This is a genomic window from Stenotrophomonas sp. 2201_Sma (genome assembly GCF_056486685.1).
On the sequence record NZ_CM151329.1, the window covers coordinates 3099867 to 3114449 of the forward strand.

The following is a 14583-nucleotide window of genomic DNA, read 5'->3' on the forward strand; positions in this document are numbered from 1 at the left end:
CGGGCGGCCTGCGCGGGCCGGGCGGCGAGAAAGGGAACTGCTGCGCAGACTCGGGATTATCCTCCAAATTGTTACGATTTCGTTTCGCGCAACGGAATCGCACGAAAGCCGGCGGACTCGGCACAGTCGCCTATGGCCACGGCCGGGCGCGTCGCTTGGCAAGGCCGACCGCCAGCGATACAATGACAGCGCACTACGGGGCCATAGCTCAGCTGGGAGAGCGCGTCGTTCGCAATGACGAGGTCAGGAGTTCGATCCTCCTTGGCTCCACCATCCACGTGCCCACCAGGGCATGAAAAAGGCCGGAACTCCTGACACCCAGGGTCCGGCCTTTTTCGTTCTACACTCCGGGCAACCGGCAATGTACTGGATCGATGAAGATCACATCACTCTCCCCCATTCTGTCAGTGAACGATATCGGGGAGTCGATCGAGTTCTATCGGCGTGTGCTTGGCTTCGACCTGGCCTGGTCGTGGGGCGAACCGGCCGACATCGCGGCTGTGTGCCGCGATGGAGTCGAGATCACCCTGACCCGTCGCCCTGGTGCCAAGCCCGCTGGGGGCTCACATGTCTACCTCAATGTCACAGATGTCGACGCCTTCCATGCGAGGCTGCTGGACGCTGGCATCGCGATGCTGGTCCCCATCGGTGACCGGGCCTATGGCATGCGCGACTTCCGCGTGGCCGATCCCAGCGATAACGAACTCAGCATCGGGCAGCCGTTGGCCCCGGTAGACGACGCTTGAAGCAATGACGCGTCAGGCAGGCTCCTGCCCCCCATCCTTGCGCCGTGGACTGCGCGAGTGGGTGTCACGTACCTGCTGGTCGCGCTGTCCCGGACGCTGCTTGGCGACGTCGTCCTGCTTCCGGTCCTGGCGGCTTTCCTGCACCCCCTGGCGTGGATCGGGCGTGTCCTTTTCGTGTCTGCTCATGCGTGGCTCCGCCGCCGGCGGAGGCCGGCGCTGGTGCCACGCTAGAGGTCGCCGGGTAACGGACGGGTCAGTCCGGCGCGAACGCCATGTGCAGCCGCCTGCCGTCCGCTCAGGTGCGATTGATGGAGACCCCGCCGTCCACGCGCATCGCACTGCCGGTCACGAAGCTGCCTTCATCACTGGCCAGGAACAGCGCAGCGTTGGCGATCTCTTCCGGCCCGGCCAGGCGCTTGAGCGCATGCAGCGACCGCACGAAGTCCAGCGCATCCTCGTCTGGCGCAGCCTGCCGGCCCATCTCGGTGTCGGTGCCGCCGGGCAGCAGCACGTTGCAACGCACGCCCCGTGCGCCGTACTCGGCGGCGATCACCTGGCTCAGGCCGATCAGCCCGGCCTTGCTCGAGGCGTAGGCGGCCATGCCGGGCAAGCCGACGGTATGGCCGACGATGGTGCCGACGAACACCAGCGAGCCGCCGCCCCGCGCCAGCAGGGCTGGCAACTGCGCACGCGCGGCGTGGAAGGCTGCATCGAGGTTGGTGGCCATCACCTGCCTCCAGGCGTCCACCGGAAACTCCGCAGCGGGCACGCCCGGCCCCAGCATCCCGGCATTGTTGATCGCGATGTCCAGGCCTCCGAAGGCCCGCTTCGCCAGGTCGACCAGCACCTGTGCAGTGTCCGGCCCGGCGACATCGGCGGCATGCACCACCGCCTCGCCGCCGGCAGCACGGATCTGATCGGCCAGCGCCTGCAACGGCTCCGGCTGCCGCGCGTTGAGCACCAGCCTTGCGCCCTCGGCGGCGAAACGCAGCGCGCAGGCGCGGCCGATGCCGGCGCTGGCACCGGTGATGAGGGCGATCTTGTCGTGCAGGCGCATGTTCGGGGTCCAGGCAGTGAAGTGGACCCTACGATGTCGCGCCCCTGCCCCGTTGACACTCCGTTTCCGGGCCCTGCCGGCGCGTGCAGGAAACGGAGTTTCCGCCAGCGGGGCACGTGCCAGAATCGACGCATGGACACTGCCATCGCAACCACCGATGCCCGCGTCGAACGCGTCTGCCGCCACCTGCAGGCCCGTCTCGACGAACCCTCACTGCAGGAGCTTGCCGAACTGGCGGGCTGCAGCCCCACCCGGCTGCATCGCCTGTTCAAGCAGGCCACCGGACTGACCCCGAAGCAGTATGCGGCGGCCCTGCGCGCCGATCGGCTGCGCACAGGACTGCAACAGCAGGCGCGCATCACCGATGCTTTCCACGACGCCGGCTTCGGCTCCAGCGGCCGCTTCTACGAGAACGCGCCGCGCCTGCTGGGAATGACGCCCCGGCAATGGCGCAGCGGTGGACGCGGTGAGGTGATCCATTTCGCCATCGCCGAAAGCTCGCTGGGCAGCGTACTGGTGGCCAGCAGCAGCATCGGCGTGGTGGCGATCCTGCTCGGCGACGATCCGGAGGCGCTGCTGCAGTCGTTGCAGCAACGCTTCCGCCAGGCGGAGCTGGTCGGCGCTGACAGTGGCTACGAGCAGCTGGTGGCGCAGGTGGTCGGCCTGGTCGAGGATCCGGCACGTGGCGCGACACTGCCACTGGACATCCGCGGCACCGCCTTCCAGCAGCGCGTCTGGCAGGCGCTGCAGCAGATTCCCCAAGGGCAGACCGCATCGTATGCCGACATTGCCGCGCGCATCGGCGCGCCGCGTTCCAGCCGCGCGGTCGCGCGTGCCTGCGCCAGCAATCCACTGGCGGTGGCAGTGCCATGCCATCGCGTGGTGCGCCGCGATGGCGATCTGTCCGGCTATGCCTGGGGTGTGGCCCGCAAGCGCGAACTGCTGCGCCGGGAGAACGCCGCCAACGGCTGATGCCGCCCCATCAGGACCGGTGGATGCCGACCGTGGCCGGCTCGCGCCGTGGCAGCGCCGGGCCATGCCCTGCGGACACCGGCGAGAGCTCAGTCCAGCTTCACCACCAGCTTGCCGAAGTTGCGCCCCTGCAGCAGCCCGAAGAAGGCATCCGGTGCGCTCTGCAGCCCTTCGACCACGTCCTCGCGGTACTGGATGCGCCCTTCCCGCAGCCAGTGCGCCATCTCGCGCTCGAACTGCGGCCACAGGTGGTTGAAGTCGTGCACGATGAAGCCGCGCACCGTCAGCCGCTGCCGCAGGATCTGGCTGAACAGTGCCGGCAGGCGATCAGGTCCGGGATGCTCGACGCCGCGCGCGTTGTAGGTGGCGATGGTGCCGCAGACCGGAATGCGGGCGAAATCGTTGAGCAGTGGCAGCACCGCGTCGAGTACGTGGCCGCCGACATTCTCGAAGTAGACGTCGATGCCGTCCGGCACGGCGGCGCGCAGCTGCGCGGCGAAATCAGCCGCGCGATGGTCCAGCGCCACATCCACGCCAAGCGATTGCAGGTAGGCACGCTTGCCATCGCCACCGGCAATGGCGACCACGCGGGCGCCCTGCAGTTTGGCCAGCTGGGCGACGGTTGCCCCCACCGGCCCGGTCGCAGCGGCGACCACCAACGTCTCGCCCGGCTGCAGCCGGGCGATTTCATGCAGGCTGGAATACGCGGTGAATCCCGGCATGCCATACACGCCCAGCGCCGTGCTCAGCGGCAGGCCCGCCGGGTCCAGCCGGCGCCCCAGCACCTGCGCATCCAGCACCGCATGGGTCTGCCATCCACCGGGCGCCAGGAACAGCTCGCCCACCGCGATTCCCGCCGCATTCGACTGCAGCACTTCGGCGACGGTCTGCCCTTCCATCACCGCACCCACGGCAACGGGAGGCGCATAGGAAGGTCCCTCGTCCATGCGCCCGCGCATATACGGATCCAGCGACAGATAGCGGTTGCGCAGCAGCACCTGTCCTGCTGCCGGCGCCGGCAGCGGCGACTGCTCCAGGCGGAAATTGGTAGCGATCGGCGCACCCTGCGGCCGCGAGGCGAGCACGATGCGGGTGGTGGTCGGTTGATCAGCCATGGGATGGACTCTGCTGCGGACAGCATTGGACAGGAGGGGCGACAATACGCCGCGACGATCGGCGCGTGCGGCGGCGAAAACAGCGTTCCATCGCCTGCCTGATGCAACCGCGGCCGCATGTCTTGCCCCTGCATGTTTGCCGATGCGGGCGGCCCGCTGATTTCCGCTGCAGGCGACGATCCTCGCCGCCGCCGCGACCACCCGTCTCGTCCGCCATCGACCGGCGCCGCCACCTCGGCACGACGCAGGATCAACCACTTGCGCCCGCGCAGACGGCAATGTGAAGGTTTTTTTCCAAAATGCTTGCCGAAGACAGCCGACCTCCGTAATATGCGCGTCCTTGGCAGCGACGTCGCTGCAACGAAACACGTGGCCGAGTAGCTCAGTTGGTAGAGCAGGGGATTGAAAATCCCCGTGTCGGCGGTTCGATTCCGTCCTCGGCCACCACGTTCGAAGGCCTGCAGAAATGCAGGTCTTTTTTTTCCGGCCACCGCTGTCGATCGCGGTCTGCCGCACAATCTGGCCGAGTAGCTCAGTTGGTAGAGCAGGGGATTGAAAATCCCCGTGTCGGCGGTTCGATTCCGTCCTCGGCCACCATGCTTGAAGACCTGCAGAAATGCGGGTCTTTTTTTGTTTCCGGCGCGCCATGCAGGCGGTTGACGAAACATTCACACCGGCACGCAGCACGCCCCCTACGCTCCAGTGTCCTGCCGGAGTTTGCCGATGCATCTGCGCCCTGCCCTGTTCGCCTGCCTGCTGCTGGCTTCGCTGTCCGCGACCGCCAGCGAACCCGTGCGTGCCGTCGATGCGCTGGACATCGACCGCTATGCCGGCCAGTGGCACGAGATCGCCCACCTGCCCGTGTCGTTCCAGAAGCGCTGCGTCGGCGACATCACCGCACACTATGCACTGCGCCGCGATGGCCGCATCAGCGTCACCAATGCCTGCCGCAATGGCGACGGCGAACGCGTGGTGGCTGAAGGCGTGGCCCGGCCCGTGGCCGGACATCCCGGCCAGTTGCAGGTGCGCTTTGTCCCCGACTGGCTGAGCTGGGTGCCGCTGGTCTGGGCCGACTACTGGGTGCTGGCGCTGGATCCGGACTACCAGTGGGCGTTGGTCGGCGGCCCTGACCGCAAGTATCTATGGATCCTGTCGCGCCTGCCGGAGATGGACCGCGCACGGTTCGAACAGCTGAAGGCCAGGGCCGAGGCGATGGGCTACGACCTGGCACCGCTGCGCCTGATGGCGCCGATACGCGACGCACCGGCCGACTGAGCCGCTCCGCGCGGCTGCGCGCAACGCGCCCGCTCCGGCGCTGCGCGTGCCCGGCCGCCATCTTCACGCGCTACCCTCTGCGGCGGATCGCCACAGGCGATCCACTGAACCATACGCCGTAGTATGCTTACGCCAACGCACCCCCTTCAGAGGACTTGCGCCCATGTTGCACCGTTTCCGTACCGTCTTGATCGTCCTGTGCACCCTCGCCCTCGCCGCCTGCAGCGACGGCATCGTCAAGCGCGTCTCGGAACCGGCCGCCAGCCTGCAGCAGCTGACCGTCCGCGCCGACGGCAACTGGACCGTGGCGCTGCGCCTGCAGAACTACAGCTCGATGCCGATGACCTTCGACGATGTGTCCCTGGCGCTGAGCGTCGGCGACAGCGAAGCCGGCACCCTGCAGGCCCGTCCCGGCATCTCCATCGGCGGCACCTCCGCCGACGTCATCACGGTCGACCTGGTGCCCAGCTCGGCCGCACGCCTGGTGGTGGCCGATGCGCTGGCCGGCAACCGCACCCTGGCCTATGGCCTGAAAGGTTCGGTGACAGCCACGCCGCAGGAAAAGAAGCAGCGCAGCTTCGACGTCAGCAGCCGCAGCACGTTGAACCAGGCGCCGGGCCTGCCGGGCGTGCTGCGCTGAACACAACTTTCCATCGCGGCGCACCGCGCCGCTCTCCCTGTCCCTGATCGAGACGTATCCGATGAGCAGCTACACCGCCCCGCTTTCCGACCTCCGTTTCGCCCTGCACGACGTGCTCAAGGTCGAACCGCTGTTCGCCCGCCTGGGCTTCACCGACGCCACCGCCGACGTGGTCGATGCCGTGCTGGAGGAAGCCGGCCGTTTCAGCGCGAGCGTGCTGGCCCCGCTCAACAGCGTGGGCGATGAAATCGGCTGCGTGCTCGACCAGGCCACCGGCGAAGTCACCACCCCGCCTGGCTTCAAGCAGGCCTATGACCAGTTCGTCGACGGCGGCTGGACCGGCCTGACCGCCGCACCCGAGCTGGGCGGCCAGGGCCTGCCGCACACCCTGGGCGTGCCGCTGAACGAAATGATCAACGCTGCCAATCTGGCGTGGGGCAATTTCCCGCTGCTCTCGCACGGCGCCATTGAAGCGCTCAAGCAGCACGGCGAAGCGTGGCAGCACGACGCCTTCCTGAAGCCCCTGATCGAAGGCCGCTGGACCGGCACCATGTGCCTGACCGAACCGCACTGCGGTACCGACCTGGGCCTGCTCAAGACCAAGGCCGAGCCGAACGCCGATGGCAGCTACGCGATCACTGGCACCAAGATCTTCATCACTGCCGGCGAGCACGACCTGACCGGCAACATCGTGCACCTGGTGCTGGCCAAGCTGCCCGACGCGCCGCCGGGTGCAAAGGGAATCTCGCTGTTCGTCACCCCGAAGTTCAAGGTCGACCGCGAGGGCAACATCGGCGAGCGCAACGCGCTGCGCTGCGGCTCCATCGAGCACAAGATGGGCATCAAGGGCTCGGTCACCTGCGTGATGAACTTCGACGGCGCGCAGGGCTATCTGGTCGGCCAGCCGCACAAGGGCCTGCAGGCAATGTTCACCATGATGAACACTGCGCGCCTGGGCGTCGGCCTGCAGGGCATCGGCCTGTCCGAACGCGCCTATCAGAACGCGCTCAAGTACAGCCGTGAGCGCCTGCAGTCGCGCGCCCTGAGCGGCGCGAAGTTCCCGGACAGGCCGGCCGACCCGATCCTGGTCCATCCGGACGTGCGCCGCATGCTGCTGACGGTGAAGTCACTGGTGGAAGGCAGCCGCCTGCTGGCCCTGCACGCGGCCACCCTGATCGACATCGCCCACCGCGCCGACGACGCCGCCGAGCGCGAGCGCGCCGACACCCTGGTGAGCTTCCTGACCCCGATCTCCAAGGCGTGCCAGACCGAATGGGGCATCGAGAACACCTACAACGCCCTGCAGTGCTTCGGTGGCCACGGCTACATCCGCGAACACGGCATGGAGCAGCTGGCGCGCGATGCACGCATCACCACGTTGTATGAAGGCACCACCGGCATCCAGGCCCTGGACCTGATCGGCCGCAAGACCGCCTCCAGCCAGGGGGCAGGCCTCAAGCTGATGCTGGCCGAGATCGAGGCCTTCGCCAGGGAACACGAGGGCAACGAAGCGCTGGCCGAGTTCATCGGCCCGCTGCGCGCCAAGGCGGCCGAATGGGGCAAGCTGACCATGGACGTGCTGCAGCGCGCGGCCGGCAACCCGGACGAGCTGGGTGCGGCCAGCTACGACTACCTGTTCTATTCCGGCTACGTGGTGCTGGCGTACTGGTGGGCACGCAGTGTCGCCGCCGCCGACGCCAGTGCGCACGGCGCGGCATTCGCGCAGGGCAAGCGCGAGACCGCGCGCTTCTACTTCGCCCGTGTGCTGCCGCGTACGCTCAGCCATGCTGCCGCGATCCAGGCCGGTGCGGCGCCGCTGATGGCGATGGACGACGAGCGCTTCGGCGCCTGAGCCCATCCCGCCGGTAGATCCACGCCATGCGTGGATGAGGGGTCAGAGCCTTTTCCTTCGGAAAGGGATCCGACCCCGGCCTGAACGCCCTCGATCCCTCTGGAGAAAAGCCCCCCTTTGTTAAGGGGGGCGCGCCAACGGCGCGGGGGACAGGAGGAATGCGCGGACCTGAATCTTGCGATTTGCGTATCGCCGACGGGCGATACACAAATCGTCAACATTCAGGTATAAGCTGTTCTCCCGATGGAGACAGACACTACACGCTTGGGTCTGATCGAAGCCGGAGCCCCGCTTTCTGCTCCGGGCGTCGAAGCATCGCCCAACGTCACGACGTTGCACCGCCCCGGTTCGGTCCGGCTGCTCTCGCTCGACGCCCACGGACGCGTACTGGACTGGATCACCTGGCAGGATGCCGCCTGCCTCTACGCCCGCGAGGCCGTCGCCTGGACCCTTGGCGACCCCTGCCTGCACATCCACGGCGGAACCAACCGGTTCAGCGGCCTGCAGAGTGGCCTGGACCTGCATCCGATCATCGCCGCGCGCGGCCACGCGCGATCCCGTGCCATCGACCCTACCCCGAACCTGACCAACCCGGCCCTGTTCGCCCGCGATTCGCACCTGTGCCTGTACTGCGGCCAGCAGTTCAACCGTCCCTCGCTGACCCGCGACCACGTCATGCCGCTGTCCAAGGGCGGGCTGGACTGCTGGGAAAACGTGGTCACCGCCTGCTTCCACTGCAACTCGCGCAAGAGCGACCGTACCCCGCAGCAGGCCGGCATGCCGCTGCTGGCGGTGCCCTACCGGCCCAGCTGGATCGAGCACCTGATCCTGTCCAACCGCAACATCCTGGCCGACCAGATGGCGTTCCTGAAAGCGCAGCTGCCCAAGCGTTCCAAGCTCAGCACCTGAACCTGCCGGCCGGCAACCCTCACCGTCCTGTCACGGACGGCGGCGTTTGCTTGCCCCACCCCCGTTTGAGGGCGAAAATGGTCGTTCAGAACACGTGCGAACATGATGATCGACTCTGCCCGCTATCCCCGCCTCGCGCACATCCAGACGCCGGATGACCTGCGCACGTTCGACGAATCCGAGCTGAGGGCGGTCGCCGACGAACTGCGCGCCTACCTCATCGAATCGGTGGGCAAGAGCGGCGGACACTTCGCCGCCGGCCTGGGCGTGATCGAACTCACCGTCGCCCTGCACTACCTGTACCAGACCCCGCATGACCAGCTGGTCTGGGATGTGGGCCATCAGACCTACCCGCACAAGATCCTCACCGGCCGCCGTGACGAGATCCACACCGTCAAGCAGAAGGATGGCGTGGCGCCGTTCCCCAAGCGCGAGGAAAGCGAGTTCGACACCTTCGGCGTCGGCCATTCCTCGACCTCGATCTCGGCCGCACTGGGCATGGCCATCGCCCGCCAGTCACAGGGCGACGACCGCAAGATCGTGGCAGTGATCGGTGACGGCGCGATGACCGCCGGCATGGCCTTCGAGGCGCTGATGCACGCGGGCGGCATGGAGCCGGAGCCGAATCTGCTGGTGATCCTCAACGACAACAACATGTCGATCTCCGAGGCCGTCGGCGGGCTGACCAAGATGCTCGGCCGCGCCACCGGCAGCCGCACGCTCAATGCACTGCGCGAAGGCGGCAAGAAGATCCTGGGCGACAAGAAGAACAATCCGGCGCGCTTCGTGAAGCGCTGGGAAGAGCACTGGAAAGGCATGTTCGTGCCCTCCACGATGTTCGAGGAGATGGGCTTCCACTACACCGGCCCGATCGACGGCCATGACCTGCCCGCCCTGCTGTCCACGCTGAAGACGCTGCGCGCCTCCAAGGGCCCCAAGCTGCTGCACGTGATGACCACCAAGGGCAAGGGCTACGAGCCTGCCGAAGGCGACCAGATCGGTTATCACGCAGTGGGCCCGTTCGATCCCGACAAGGGCCTGGTGGCCAAGACCGGCGCCAAGAAGCCGACCTACACCGACGTGTTCGGCGACTGGCTGTGCGACGCTGCCGCCGCGGAGCCACGCCTGTACGGCATCACCCCGGCGATGCGCGAAGGCTCCGGCCTGGTGCGCTTCAGCAGGGAATACCCGCAGCGCTACTTCGACGTGGCGATCGCCGAGCAGCACGCGGTCACCCTGGCCGCCGGCATGGCCACCCAGGGCGGCAAGCCGGTGGTGGCGATCTATTCCACCTTCCTGCAGCGCGCGTACGACCAGCTGGTGCATGACGTGGCCATCCAGGACCTCGACGTGCTGTTCGCGATTGATCGCGCCGGCGTGGTCGGACCGGATGGAGCGACCCATGCCGGCAACCTCGACCTGAGCTTCCTGCGCTGCGTGCCGAACATGGTGGTGATGGCCCCGTCGAACGAGGCAGAGTGCAGGCAGATGCTCAGCACGGGCCTGCAGTACGCCGGTCCGGCTGCGGTGCGTTACCCGCGTGGCAGCGGTACCGGCGTCGCGGCCGGCAGCGACCTGTCCACGCTGCCGATCGGCAAGGGCGAGCTGCGCGTGCAGGGCAGCCACATCGCCCTGCTGGCGTTCGGCAGTACCGTTGCCGCCGCCGAACAGGTGGGCCGCGAGTTGGGCCTGAGCGTGGTCAACATGCGCTTCATCAAGCCGCTGGACCGCGACCTGGTACTGGCAATGGCCGCCCAGCACGAAGGCCTGGTGACCATCGAAGACAACGTGGTAGCCGGTGGTGCCGGTTCCGGCGTGGCCGAACTGCTCAATGCCGAAGCGGTGCTGCGACCGATCCTGCATCTCGGCCTGCCCGATGCCTACCAGCATCATGCCAGCCGCGAGGACCTGCTGGCAGAAGCCGGCATCGATGCCGCCGGGATCCGCGCGGCCGTGCTCAAGCGCTGGCCGCAGCTGGCTGCCACCCTTCCGCCGCTGAGCGCGGCGGGCTGACCGTTCCGGGTGGAACCGGGCAGGCGCCCGGTTTCCCCGCGCCTGCTGCGGAACGACGCGCGGTCCCTGTTCAACCGTAGCTGATCGCTTCCACGAACGCGCCGCTGGCTTCCACGCGCACGGCGGCGCGCTGCCCGGTGTCCACGAAGTGCAGCCGGGCCAGGGCCTGGGCGAAATCGAAGGCCCGGGCGCCGTCGCGGAACTCGATCGGCTCCGGTCTATCCGGGTGCAGAACGCGCCATTGGCGCTGTTCGCACTGAAGGCGGATCAACATGCAGCTCACTCCTTGAGGCAGCGTATCGATGATGGCGGAAGGCGTGCACCGGTGCCGGCACGGATTGCCGATGCAATCAAGACACCCCGTGTCCTGATTGCAGACGATACGGCGTTCAAACTGTGAGCAATATCAGATTTTTCTGATTTTGACGCAGATGGCCGGAAGGACTCAGTTCACCTGGAACTGGGCGCGACAACCATCGCTGACCCAGATGCCGCGACGGTCCCAGCCCCAGGTCCGGCCTTCGATACAGGCACTGCGGGAGTCCTGCCGGATCAGGCGTACGCTGCGGCGGACCCGGGTGTCACAGTATTCCTGTCGATGGCCGTTGGAATGACAGGCGATGACTTCGCCACCGCGGCCATTCCCGTTCCCCCATCCACCGCCCCAGCCGCCGCCACGACGCGATTCGCCGACGAACTCGGCCCGGCAGCCCCGGGTCACCCACACCCCGGAACGCGACTGGCCCCAGGTCTCGCCCTCCACGCACGGCGAGCCGGACAACTGGCGGATCAACCGGGGCCGCCCTTCCAGGCGGCACTCATTGCTGCGGTTCTTGATCGATTCGCATCGCACGATGCCGCCGCCGTCGCGGCCGCCATGGCGATCATCGTCGTAACCGTAGTACTGCGCCTGCGCGCTCCCGGCGGCGGCCAGCATCGGCAGCAGTGTGCAGGCCAGGGTGCGCCAGGTGAGTGCGTTGCCCATCGAAATCTCCAGATGAATGCGTGGCGGCAAGCATCCGGGATTCGCAGCGCGGCGCACAGAGGGCAACGCACCGCCGGTTCTTTCCCCATTCAAACAGCTCAACCGCGGCTGACTGCGCCGCAGGGTCGGCCGCTAGGCACCGATCCGCAGTACATCCACGCCCCCCCCCAGCGCCTCCACACGCACGATGCAGTGTTGGCCCGTGCGTCGGTGATGCTCCTGGGCCAGTTCGGCGGCGACATCGAACGCGTCGGCGCCACGGGCGAACGAAGCGGTGGTGCGCGCCTCGGGGTCCAGCACGTACCAGTGCTGGGCATTGCAGTGAACGGTAAACACCATGATCGACTCCAAAGGAGGGAATGGGCGGGGCGCCGAAACGAAGTGAGAGCGCCGATACCTGTTCAGGCTAGCGAGCGCTTCAGGCAGGGCCTATCAGATTTGTCCGAAAAATCCCCGCCGGCGGATCGGAATTCGCGCTTCGTCACATCCCTGAGCCCGTTCACCCCATGACTTTCGTGATTCTTGTCACGAAGTCAGCTTGGCTTCACACTATCGTCACCAACAGGGGCCCCTTCCACATGCGCACCTTCCAACCGCCGCAGCGCTCGACGCTGCTGAAGTTCTACTTCGCAGCCTGCTACCTGGTCCTGATCGAGGAACTGATCCGCGCGTCGATGAGTTGAGCGCTTGCCGCTGCTGCTGGCCCGCCGCACACTGATGGTTTAGGCCACGGAGTGTCCTCGATGAAAGCCCTCATGCTGGCGCCGATGCTGCTGGCCCTGGCCGCCTGCGCGGCACCGCAACAGACGCCCGTGCGCGAAGCGGCAGCCACTTCCGTCCCCGTAGTCGGCGGTGATCGCGATGCCCATGGCTGCATCGGCTCGGCTGGCTACCAGTGGTGCGAGCGCAGCCAGCGCTGCGAGCGCCCCTGGGAACTGGCCCAGGCGCAGGGCCTGGCCAACACCGCCGAGGCGATCGACGCCTACTGCGCGATGCCGGCACAGCCGGCGCGCAGATGAGCGCCGCCTCCATGACGGCGCTCAGTCCCCTGCCCACGCTTGCGCGCGGCCGCTATCGCCATTTCAAGGGCGGCGAGTATGAAGTGATCGACATCGTGCGCAGCAGCGAGACCCTGCAGCCGATGGTGCTGTACCGCGCACTGTATGGCGAAGGCGGATTGTGGGTGCGACCGTACGCCATGTTCGTAGAACAGGTACCGGGCGCACTTGGCACACAGCCTCGTTTCGCACGTATCGAAGACTGAAGACTGCGCGTCTCGCGTGGCAGCGCACGCCTGCGCGCGCTGCCACGCAGGCGGCCGCTAGCTGACCTTCTTCGCGACGGTCATGCCCAGCAGGAACAGCACCACGGCAATGATGATGCCGGCCCAGAACAGGAACTTGGCGATACCCACCGCGGCACCCGCGATGCCGCCGAAGCCGAGCACGCCGGCGATCACACCGATGATGGCGAAGATGATGGCCCACTTGATCATGTCGATCCTTTCCCCACAGGGACTGAAAACAGTGCGATCAGCCTAGGCCGCAGCCGATGCCAGCCTCGTGAGGGAGCCGCGCGTGCGGCGTGAAGCCGCATACGGATCAACGGGGCCGGAAGCGCAGCAGGGCCACCGCGAACGCCAGGAACACGCTGCCCACCAGCCGCTCGAACCAGCGCCGGGCGAACGGCCGGCCGAGCCAACGGCGCAGGCCATGGCCACCGGCGGCATACATCACGTACCAGAACAGCTCGCAGCTGGCGAAGGTTGCCACCAGGACGCTGTACTGCACGGCCTGACCCCGCGCGGGATCGACGAACTGCGGCAGGAACGCCGTGGCGAACAGCAGCAGCTTGGGATTGCTCAGGCCCACCAGCAGGCCGCCGCGGAATACCGCCCAGGCTCCGTCCGCTGGCAGGACCGTCGCCGGGGCCTCAACGTCCACCGGCGCTGCCGGCCGGCTGCTGTCGCGCCACGCTTTCAGGCCCAGCCAGGCCAGGTAGGCCACGCCCAGATAGCGCAGCACTTCAAACAGCATGGGTGAGGAGTGCAGCAGTGCGCTCAACCCGGCGGCGGAGGCCGCCAGTACCGCCAGCATGGCCAGCAGGCAGCCGGCCATGGCCGGGAGGCTGGCGCGGAATCCCAAGCCGACGCTGCGTCCGAGGATATGCAGCATGTTCGGTCCAGGCGTGCCACACAGCACGAACACCGTAGCCAGGAACCACCACCAGGTCTGCAGGGACATTCGGCCATCCACGAAAGAGAACCGTCCCAGCATAGGCGGTGGCTCACCGCGACGTCACATACAGCGCGATGCCGATGCGACGGTTACAGGCGGCCACTCACGCATGAACCTGCCGTGCCGCGCGCAGCTCCGACCACGCCGTACCCAGCACACGCATCGCCGACCGCAGAAACAGCACCAGCAGTGCGGCCGCCACCAGCAGATCGGGCCAGCCCGCACCGAACAGCGCCACCAGCCCTGCAGCCAGCAGCACCGCCGAGCCCTCGTACAGATCGTTGCGCGAGCACTCCCAGGCGGACGCCAGGTTGACGTCATCGTTGCGATAGGGTGTGAGCAGCCACAGGCACAGTGCATTGGCTGCCAGATTGAGCAGGGCGGCCAAGCCCATGCTGGCGAACAGCGGCACCTCCGGATGCAGCAGGCGCCAACCGATCTGCACCGCCACGGCCACCGCTGCGGCAAGGATCAGCAGCCCCTTGAACAGCGCCACACGTGCCTTGGCGACGATGCCCGCACCCACCACCGCGAGGCTGAGCGCATAGGTGGCCGCGTCGCCCAGATTATCCAGCGCACCGGACAGCAGTGACGAAGAATGGCTGTACCAGGCAGCCAGCACCATCATCGCGAACGTGGCAAGGTTGACCAGCAGCACGATCCGCAGCACGCGGCGGTGACGCGCCTGCATCGCCGCCAGGTCCATCGTCCTGCCGCAGCCACAGCATTCGCCCATCACCCTGCCCTCGATCATCGATGGCCGCATTATCGCGCCTGTCAGC

The 14583-nt window shown here is 67.2% G+C and carries 18 protein-coding genes and 3 tRNA genes; 12 read left to right on the plus strand and 9 right to left on the minus strand.

Annotated elements, in window-relative coordinates:
• Positions 1–197: 197 nt before the first annotated feature.
• Together ACZLIF_RS14400 and ACZLIF_RS14405 are read left to right on the plus strand one after the other, a co-directional pair.
• A tRNA-Ala gene (locus tag ACZLIF_RS14400) sits at positions 198–273 on the plus strand.
• Positions 274–374: 101 nt separating this feature from the next.
• On the plus strand, positions 375–746 hold the full coding sequence (locus ACZLIF_RS14405; RefSeq protein ID WP_128988787.1) for a VOC family protein: 372 nt from the start codon (positions 375–377) through the stop codon (positions 744–746).
• 12 nt (positions 747–758) lie between these two features.
• Here the strand turns inward: ACZLIF_RS14405 and ACZLIF_RS14410 are convergent, their stop codons facing one another.
• Positions 759–932 carry a hypothetical protein gene (locus ACZLIF_RS14410; protein ID WP_164972374.1) on the minus strand — a complete coding sequence of 58 codons (174 nt, stop codon included), beginning with the start codon at positions 930–932 and terminating at the stop codon, positions 759–761.
• Between the two features lie 109 nt (positions 933–1041).
• On the minus strand, positions 1042–1803 hold the full coding sequence (locus tag ACZLIF_RS14415; protein WP_128988789.1) for an SDR family oxidoreductase: 762 nt from the start codon (positions 1801–1803) through the stop codon (positions 1042–1044).
• A gap of 132 nt (positions 1804–1935) precedes the next feature.
• Between ACZLIF_RS14415 and ACZLIF_RS14420 the strand changes: the two genes are divergently transcribed.
• Positions 1936–2775, plus strand: a complete 840-nt coding sequence (locus ACZLIF_RS14420; protein WP_128988791.1) for a bifunctional transcriptional activator/DNA repair enzyme AdaA — start codon at positions 1936–1938, stop codon at positions 2773–2775.
• A gap of 89 nt (positions 2776–2864) precedes the next feature.
• On the opposite strand, the gene ACZLIF_RS14425 is transcribed toward ACZLIF_RS14420, so the two are convergent.
• On the minus strand, positions 2865–3890 hold the full coding sequence (locus ACZLIF_RS14425) for an NADP-dependent oxidoreductase (protein ID WP_053520341.1): 1026 nt from the start codon (positions 3888–3890) through the stop codon (positions 2865–2867).
• A gap of 371 nt (positions 3891–4261) precedes the next feature.
• Between ACZLIF_RS14425 and ACZLIF_RS14430 the strand changes: the two genes are divergently transcribed.
• The 7 genes from ACZLIF_RS14430 to dxs all read left to right on the plus strand — a co-directional run bounded on the left by ACZLIF_RS14430 (position 4262) and on the right by dxs (position 10579).
• Positions 4262–4337: transfer RNA gene (locus ACZLIF_RS14430), tRNA-Phe, on the plus strand.
• A 74-nt stretch (positions 4338–4411) separates the two neighbouring features.
• A tRNA-Phe gene (locus ACZLIF_RS14435) sits at positions 4412–4487 on the plus strand.
• Between the two features lie 126 nt (positions 4488–4613).
• Positions 4614–5165: a lipocalin family protein gene (locus ACZLIF_RS14440; protein ID WP_128988793.1), complete on the plus strand. Its 552-nt coding sequence runs from the start codon at positions 4614–4616 to the stop codon at positions 5163–5165.
• A 163-nt stretch (positions 5166–5328) separates the two neighbouring features.
• A complete protein-coding gene (locus ACZLIF_RS14445; RefSeq protein ID WP_065181910.1) occupies positions 5329–5805 on the plus strand; it encodes an LEA/WHy family protein in 477 nt (158 codons plus the stop codon).
• A 61-nt stretch (positions 5806–5866) separates the two neighbouring features.
• Complete coding sequence (locus tag ACZLIF_RS14450) at positions 5867–7657, plus strand: acyl-CoA dehydrogenase C-terminal domain-containing protein (RefSeq protein ID WP_128988795.1); 1791 nt, start codon at positions 5867–5869, stop codon at positions 7655–7657.
• A 243-nt stretch (positions 7658–7900) separates the two neighbouring features.
• Positions 7901–8566: an HNH endonuclease gene (locus tag ACZLIF_RS14455; RefSeq protein WP_053518701.1), complete on the plus strand. Its 666-nt coding sequence runs from the start codon at positions 7901–7903 to the stop codon at positions 8564–8566.
• Positions 8567–8671: 105 nt separating this feature from the next.
• Positions 8672–10579 carry a 1-deoxy-D-xylulose-5-phosphate synthase gene (gene dxs / locus ACZLIF_RS14460; RefSeq protein WP_128988797.1) on the plus strand — a complete coding sequence of 636 codons (1908 nt, stop codon included), beginning with the start codon at positions 8672–8674 and terminating at the stop codon, positions 10577–10579.
• 70 nt (positions 10580–10649) lie between these two features.
• Here the strand turns inward: dxs and ACZLIF_RS14465 are convergent, their stop codons facing one another.
• The 3 genes from ACZLIF_RS14465 to ACZLIF_RS14475 form a co-directional block, all read right to left on the minus strand.
• Positions 10650–10853 carry a hypothetical protein gene (locus tag ACZLIF_RS14465; RefSeq protein WP_053518700.1) on the minus strand — a complete coding sequence of 68 codons (204 nt, stop codon included), beginning with the start codon at positions 10851–10853 and terminating at the stop codon, positions 10650–10652.
• 171 nt (positions 10854–11024) lie between these two features.
• Positions 11025–11564 carry a DUF3011 domain-containing protein gene (locus ACZLIF_RS14470; protein ID WP_128988799.1) on the minus strand — a complete coding sequence of 180 codons (540 nt, stop codon included), beginning with the start codon at positions 11562–11564 and terminating at the stop codon, positions 11025–11027.
• A gap of 132 nt (positions 11565–11696) precedes the next feature.
• Positions 11697–11903: a hypothetical protein gene (locus ACZLIF_RS14475; RefSeq protein ID WP_128988801.1), complete on the minus strand. Its 207-nt coding sequence runs from the start codon at positions 11901–11903 to the stop codon at positions 11697–11699.
• 404 nt (positions 11904–12307) lie between these two features.
• Between ACZLIF_RS14475 and ACZLIF_RS14480 the strand changes: the two genes are divergently transcribed.
• Positions 12308–12583 (plus strand): hypothetical protein, encoded by a 276-nt coding sequence (locus ACZLIF_RS14480; protein WP_128988803.1) that lies wholly within the window; start codon positions 12308–12310, stop codon positions 12581–12583.
• 11 nt (positions 12584–12594) lie between these two features.
• Entirely contained in the window at positions 12595–12828 is a 234-nt protein-coding gene (locus ACZLIF_RS14485; RefSeq protein WP_128988823.1) for a DUF1653 domain-containing protein, read from the plus strand.
• A gap of 57 nt (positions 12829–12885) precedes the next feature.
• On the opposite strand, the gene ACZLIF_RS14490 is transcribed toward ACZLIF_RS14485, so the two are convergent.
• From ACZLIF_RS14490 to ACZLIF_RS14500, 3 genes are all read right to left on the minus strand, one after another.
• The gene (locus ACZLIF_RS14490; protein WP_006380555.1) at positions 12886–13059 is read right to left on the minus strand and encodes a DUF1328 domain-containing protein; all 174 of its coding nucleotides are present in this window, start codon (positions 13057–13059) and stop codon (positions 12886–12888) included.
• 106 nt (positions 13060–13165) lie between these two features.
• Positions 13166–13807 (minus strand): LysE family translocator, encoded by a 642-nt coding sequence (locus tag ACZLIF_RS14495; protein WP_065175529.1) that lies wholly within the window; start codon positions 13805–13807, stop codon positions 13166–13168.
• A 97-nt stretch (positions 13808–13904) separates the two neighbouring features.
• Positions 13905–14537, minus strand: coding sequence for a cation efflux transmembrane domain-containing protein (locus ACZLIF_RS14500; RefSeq protein ID WP_080375309.1), 633 nt, complete (start codon positions 14535–14537; stop codon positions 13905–13907).
• Between the last annotated feature and the right edge of the window lie 46 nt (positions 14538–14583).